Annotated in this window: 6 protein-coding genes and 1 pseudogene; all 7 read left to right on the top strand. The window is 69.3% G+C overall.

All coding sequences use genetic code 11. From position 1 onward, the window contains the following. On the top strand, nt 1-583 hold a 583-nt coding region (locus ACE3SG_RS13240; protein ID WP_374565577.1), incomplete at its 5' end, for a Bug family tripartite tricarboxylate transporter substrate binding protein. A gap of 17 nt (nt 584-600) precedes the next feature. Beyond that, a complete protein-coding gene (gene gudD / locus ACE3SG_RS13235; RefSeq protein WP_374565575.1) occupies nt 601-1929 on the top strand; it encodes a glucarate dehydratase in 1329 nt (442 codons plus the stop codon). 51 nt (nt 1930-1980) lie between these two features. Continuing rightward, nucleotides 1981-2772: an HpcH/HpaI aldolase/citrate lyase family protein gene (locus ACE3SG_RS13230; RefSeq protein ID WP_374565573.1), complete on the top strand. Its 792-nt coding sequence runs from the start codon at nt 1981-1983 to the stop codon at nt 2770-2772. 28 nt (nt 2773-2800) lie between these two features. After that, on the top strand, nt 2801-3763 hold the full coding sequence (locus tag ACE3SG_RS13225; protein ID WP_374565571.1) for a Bug family tripartite tricarboxylate transporter substrate binding protein: 963 nt from the start codon (nt 2801-2803) through the stop codon (nt 3761-3763). A 44-nt stretch (nt 3764-3807) separates the two neighbouring features. Beyond that, nucleotides 3808-3990 (top strand): annotated as a pseudogene (locus tag ACE3SG_RS13220) (2-hydroxyacid dehydrogenase); the annotation flags it as partial. A gap of 33 nt (nt 3991-4023) precedes the next feature. Next, nucleotides 4024-4914, top strand: coding sequence for a 2-hydroxy-3-oxopropionate reductase (locus ACE3SG_RS13215; RefSeq protein ID WP_374565570.1), 891 nt, complete (start codon nt 4024-4026; stop codon nt 4912-4914). 2 nt (nt 4915-4916) lie between these two features. Then, a complete protein-coding gene (locus ACE3SG_RS13210; protein ID WP_374565569.1) occupies nt 4917-6203 on the top strand; it encodes a glycerate kinase in 1287 nt (428 codons plus the stop codon). Nucleotides 6204-6206 lie beyond the last annotated feature (3 nt).

Raw genomic sequence — 6206 nt, 5'->3', positions numbered from 1 at the left:
TCAATGGCTTAGCACATCTTTTGGCGAAAAAAATCCTGAATCCCGGCCAACCCTCAACCCCGGCAAGATGAGCTTCGCCTCGTCCGGCAATGGCTCCAGTGACCACTTGACGGCCGAGCTGTTCTGGCAGACCACCGGCACCACCGGCCTGCATGTGCCCTACAAGGGCGGCGCGCCGGCCATGTCCGACCTGCTGGGCGGCCAGGTCGACGCGAGCTTCATGAACATCAACACCGCCTGGCCCAACCTGAAGGCCGGCAAGCTGCGCGCGCTGGCGATCACCAGCGACAAACGCTCGCCGCTGCTGCCCGATGTGCCGACGCTGGCCGAGCTCGGCGTCAAGGGGGTCACCGTCTACTCGTGGCAGGCCTTCGCCGCGCCCAAGGGCCTGCCGGCCGACATCAAAGCCAAGCTGCACGACGCGCTGGTGGCAGGCCTGAACGACCCGCAGGTCAAGCCCAAGCTGCTCGAACTCGGCTTCGAGATCGTCGGCAACACACCCGAGCAGTTCACCGCCTTCCAGGCCGCCGAGTTCGCGCGGTGGAAGAAGGTGATCGAGGTCGGCAAGATCACCGCAGATTGATCGCGGCTGAGGACACCATGACCCGTACACCCGTCGTCACCGCATTGCGCGTGATCCCCGTCGCTGGCCGCGACAGCATGTTGATGAACCTGAGCGGCGCCCACGGGCCGTTCTTCACCCGCAACCTGCTCATCCTCACCGACAGCGCCGGCCGCACCGGCGTTGGCGAGGTGCCGGGGGGCGAGAAGATCCGCCAGACGCTGCAAGACGCGGCGGCGCTGGTGATCGGCCAGCCGATCGGTGCACACCAGCGGGTGCTGCAGTCGGTGCACCAGGCTTTTGCCGACCGTGACAGCGGTGGCCGCGGGCTGCAGACCTTCGACCTGCGCACCACCATCCACGCCGTCACCGCCATCGAATCGGCGCTGCTCGACCTGCTGGGCCAACACCTCGAGGTGCCGGTGGCTGCGCTGCTGGGCGAAGGCCAGCAGCGTGACGCGGTGGAGATGCTGGGCTACCTGTTCTATGTGGGCGATCGCCGCAAGACCGACCTGCCCTACGTCACCGCCCCCGATGCAGGCAACGACTGGTTCCGGCTGCGGCACGACCCGGCGTTGACGCCGCAGGCGATCGTCCGCCTGGCCGAGGCGGCGCGCGAGCGCTACGGCTTCAACGACTTCAAGCTCAAGGGCGGCGTGCTGCGCGGCGAAGAAGAAGTCGAGGCCGTCACCGCCCTGCACGAGCGCTTCCCCGAAGCCCGCGTAACGCTCGACCCGAACGGCGGCTGGCTGCTGAAAGACGCGATCCGCCTGATGCGCGACATGCGTGGCGTGGTGGCCTATGCCGAAGACCCCTGCGGGGCCGAAGACGGCTTCTCGGGCCGCGAGGTGATGGCCGAGTTTCGCCGCGCCACCGGCCTGCCCACGGCCACCAACATGGTCGCCACCGACTGGCGCCAGCTCAGCCATGCGCTGTCGCTGCAAAGCGTGGACATCCCGCTGGCCGACCCCCATTTCTGGACCATGGCCGGCTCGGTGCGCGTGGCGCAGACCTGCCGCGACTGGGGGCTGACCTGGGGCTCGCACTCGAACAACCACTTCGACGTGTCGCTGGCCATGTTCACCCACGTGGGCGCCGCGGCGCCGGGCCAGGTCACCGCGATCGACACCCACTGGATCTGGCAAGACGGCCAGCGCCTGACCAAGGACCCGCTGCAGATCGTCGGCGGCCACGTGCAGGTGCCGAAGAAACCGGGGCTCGGCATCGAGCTCGACATGCTCGAGGTCGACAAGGCGCACCAGCTCTACCAGCAGCACGGCCTGGGCGCGCGCGACGACGCGGTGGCGATGCAGTACCTGGTGCCGGGCTGGACCTTCGATCCCAAGCGCCCCGCGCTTGTCCGATGACTCGGCCTGCGCTGGTCAGATGAACCTCCCCGCCCCCCACCGGAGACCCGAATGAGACCCAATGCCCTGCGCACGCTTTGGCAAGCCGGTGGCGCCGCCGTCAACGGCTGGCTGACGATTCCCAACAGCTTCAGCGCCGAAACCATGGCCCACCAGGGCTGGGATTCATTGACCATCGACCTGCAGCACGGCGTGGTCGACTACCCCGCGATGGTCACGATGCTGCAGGCGATCTCGACCACGCCGACGGTGCCGGTGGTGCGCGTGCCGTGGCTCGAGCCCGGCATCCTGATGAAGGCGCTGGACGCAGGCGCCTACGGCGTGATCTGCCCGATGGTCAACACCCGCGAAGACGCGCAGAAGCTGGTCGCCTACACGCACTACGCGCCTCAGGGCACCCGCAGCTTCGGCCCGGTGCGCGCGCTGCTCTATGGTGGCGCTGACTACCCACAACACGCCAACGACACCATCGTGACCTTCGCGATGATCGAGACCGCGGCGGCGCTGGACAACCTCGACAGCATCCTCTCGGTCGAGGGGCTGGACGCGATCTACATCGGCCCGTCGGACCTGTCGCTGGCGCTCGGCTGCACCCCCACCTTCGACGACCTCGACCCCCAGGCCGCCGAGGCGGTGGACCACATCCTGGCACGCGCCCAGGCGCACGGCGTGGTGGCCGGCATCCACAACGGCAGCCCGGAGGCGGCGATGAAGCGCATCGCCAAGGGCTTCCAGTTCGTCACCGTCAGCTCCGACGCGCGGCTGATGGCCGCCGGCGCGCAGCAGGTGATGGCCAAGATGCGGGCCACCCCCGCACCCGCTGCCGGCACTGGCACCTACTGACCACTGCAACCCGCCAAAGGAACACGGCATGACCACACGACACCTCCGCCTCGCCTGCGCTGCCCTCGCCTTCGTGGCCGCCAGCGCCGCGCAAGCACAGGCCTGGCCGAGCAAGCCGATCCGCATCGTCGTGCCCTACTCGCCCGGCGGCTCGTCGGACATCATTGCGCGGGCGATCAGCCAGCCGCTGTCAGAGGCACTGAAGCAGACCGTCATCGTCGAGAACAAGCCGGGCGCCAACGGCAACACCGGCACCGATTTCGTCGCCAAGGCCAACGATGGCCACACGCTGCTGCTGTGCGACACCGGCGCGTTGGCGATCACCGCGTCGATCTACGGCAAGCTGCCGTTCGACCCATCGAAAGACCTGCGCGGCGTGACGATGCTGGCCTACTCGCCGCACCTGCTGGTGGTGCACCCGTCGGTGCCGGCCAACAACCTGAAAGAGCTGGTCGCGCTGTCGCACCGCGAGAAGCTGAATTTCGCGGTCACCGCCATCGGCAGCGCACCGCACCTGGCCGGCGTGGCGGTCGAGAAGGCCACCGGCGCCGAGTGGGCCTACATCCCCTACAAGGGCGGCTCGCAAGCCATCGGCGACACCGTCGCCGGCCAGACCCAGGTGCTGATGAACGGCATGCTGGCCACGCTGCCGCAGGTGCAGTCGGGCAAGCTGAAGGTGCTGGGGGTCTCGAAGGCCACGCGCATGCCGCTGCTGGCGCAGGTGCCGACGATTGCCGAGCAAGGCGTGGCGGGTTTCGAATCGGGCACCTGGCAAGGGCTGCTGGTGCCAGCCAACACACCGCCTGCGGTGGTGGCGCGCCTGAACGCCGAGCTCACGCGCATCATCCGCAGCCCCGAGGTGCGCGAGCGGCTGGTGTCGCAAGGCGCCGAGGTCGTCACGATGACGCCCACCGAATTCACCACCTTCTTCGAGCGCGAGCGCAAGCGCTGGGCCACGGTGGTCGCGCAAGGCGGCATCAAGGCCGACTGATCACCAGGCCCGCACGATGAAACCCCGACTGCTCAACCAGTACCGGGCTGGATGTCTACGAAAACGAACCGCAGGTGCCTGCCGCCTTGATGACAATGAACAACGTGGTCTTGCTGCCGCACGTGGCCAGTGGCACGCACGAGACCCGGCAGGCGATGGCCGACCGGGTGGTCGACAACCTGCGGGCCTTCTTCACCACGGGCGAGCTGATCTCCGCCGCACCCTGACCCTCTCGACCCGCTTTCACGCAAGGACCCTTCATGAACATCGGTTTCATCGGCCTGGGCATCATGGGTGCGCCCATGGCGCTGCACCTGGTCAATGCCGGCCACCAGCTCTTCGTCCACACCCGAGGCAAGATCCCTGAATCGGTGGCCGCGTCGTCGGCCGTTGGCTGCGCCAGCGCCGCCGAGGTGGCGCGCCAGGCCGAGGTCGTGTTCATCATGGTGCCGGACACGCCCGACGTGGAGGCCGTGCTGTTCGGCGAGTACGGTGTGGCCGCCGGCCTGAAGGGCGGGCCGCGCAAGGTGGTGGTCGACATGAGCTCGATCTCGCCGATGGCCACCAAGACCTTCGCCACCAAGATCAACGCCGCGGGGGCCGACTACATCGACGCCCCGGTGTCCGGTGGCGAGGTCGGCGCCAAGGCCGCCTCGCTCACGATCATGTGCGGTGGCGACGAGGCGGTGTTTGCGCGGGTCAGGCCGCTGCTTGAAACCATGGGCAAGAACATCACGCTGGTCGGCGGCAACGGCGACGGCCAGACCACCAAGGTGGCCAACCAGATCATCGTGGCGCTGAACATCGCTGCGGTCAGCGAGGCGCTGCTGTTCGCCAGCAAGGCCGGCGCCGACCCGGCCAAGGTGCGCCAGGCGCTGATGGGTGGCTTCGCGTCCAGCCGCATCCTCGAGGTGCATGGCGAGCGCATGATCAAGCGCACGTTCGCGCCGGGCTTTCGCATCCGGCTGCACCAGAAAGACTTGAACCTGGCGCTGCAGGGCGCGCGCGAGCTGGGCGTGTCGCTGCCGCAGACGGCCAACGCCGCGCAGCTGATGCAGGCCTGCGCCGCCAACGGCATGGCCGACCTGGACCACTCCGCGCTGGTCAAGGCGCTGGAGCTGATGGCCCACCACGAAGTCGCCCAGGCCTGACCATGCACACCACGCCCGACCGCCGGCCGCTGCTGCGCGCGATGTTCGACGCCGCCATCGCCGCGGCCCAGCCGGCGCTATGCCTGCCGCCCTTTCTGCCGGCGCCGCCGAAGGGCCGCACCATCGTCATCGGCGCTGGCAAGGCCTCGGCCGCGATGGCGCTGGCGCTCGAGCAGCATTGGGAGGGCCCGCTCGAAGGCCTGGTGGTCACCCGCTACGGCTACGAGCAACCCTGCCAGCGGATCGAGATCGTGCAGGCCGCCCACCCGGTGCCCGATGCGGCCGGGCTGCAGGCCTCGCAGCGCATGCACGCGCTGGTCCAGGGCCTGGGCCCCGACGACCTGGTGATCGCGCTCATCTCGGGCGGCGGCTCGTCGCTGCTGGTGGCGCCCGGCCCCGGGCTGACGTTGGCCGACAAGCAGGCCATCAACACCGCCTTGCTGAACAGCGGCGCCACCATCGGCGAGATGAACTGCGTGCGTCGCCACCTGTCGGCGCTCAAGGGCGGCCGGCTCGCAGCCGCCTGCCACCCGGCGCGCGTGGTCACGCTGCTGATCTCCGACGTGCCCGGCGACCGGCCGGCCGACATCGCCTCGGGCCCCATGGTGGCCGACGCGTCGACCTGCGCCGACGCGCTGGCCATCCTGCAGCGTTACCGCATCCCGGTGCCGCCCGCGGTGTATGCCCTGCTGGCCAGCCCCGAAGGCGAAACGCTCAAGCCCGGTGACCCGCGGCTGGCCCGCACCGAGACGCACCTGATCACCACGCCGCAGAAGGCGCTCGAAGCCGCCGCCCAGGTGGCGCGCGCCGCCGGCCTGACACCGCACATCCTGGGCGACAGCCTGGAGGGCGAATCACGCGACCTGGGCAAGACGCTGGCCGGCATCGCGCGGCAGGTGGCCGTGCATGGCCAGCCGTTCGAGCCGCCGTGCGTGCTGCTGTCGGGCGGCGAAACCACGGTCACGCTGCGCGGCAAGGGGCGCGGCGGGCGCAATGTCGAATGCCTGCTGTCGCTGGCGATCGCGCTCGATGGCCTGCCCGGCGTGCATGCGCTGGCGGGCGACACCGACGGCGTCGACGGCGCCGAAGAAATCGCCGGCGCCATCGCCACGCCCGACACGCTGGCGCGCGCCTGGGCACAGGGCATCCACCCGCGTGCGCGGCTGGACGACAACGACGGCCACGGCTTCTTCCAGGCGCTGGGCGATTCGGTGGTGACCGGCCCGACGCTGACCAATGTGAACGACTTTCGCGCCATCGTCATCGACGGTCGCGCCAGTGCTGCGTGAACA

The organism is Ideonella sp. (genome assembly GCF_041914305.1).
Taxonomy (GTDB): domain Bacteria; phylum Pseudomonadota; class Gammaproteobacteria; order Burkholderiales; family Burkholderiaceae_C; genus Ideonella.
The sequence above is the reverse complement of the archived record's forward strand: the minus strand, read 5'-3'. Positions and strand labels throughout refer to the sequence as shown.

What these genes read in the sequence shown, in the direction of transcription:
- gudD (WP_374565575.1), top strand. Translation starts at nt 601, where the DNA reads ATGACCCGTACACCCGTCGTCACCGCATTGCGCGTGATCCCCGTCGCT.
- ACE3SG_RS13230 (WP_374565573.1), top strand. Translation starts at nt 1,981, where the DNA reads ATGAGACCCAATGCCCTGCGCACGCTTTGGCAAGCCGGTGGCGCCGCC.
- ACE3SG_RS13225 (WP_374565571.1), top strand. Translation starts at nt 2,801, where the DNA reads ATGACCACACGACACCTCCGCCTCGCCTGCGCTGCCCTCGCCTTCGTG.
- ACE3SG_RS13215 (WP_374565570.1), top strand. Translation starts at nt 4,024, where the DNA reads ATGAACATCGGTTTCATCGGCCTGGGCATCATGGGTGCGCCCATGGCG.
- ACE3SG_RS13210 (WP_374565569.1), top strand. Translation starts at nt 4,917, where the DNA reads ATGCACACCACGCCCGACCGCCGGCCGCTGCTGCGCGCGATGTTCGAC.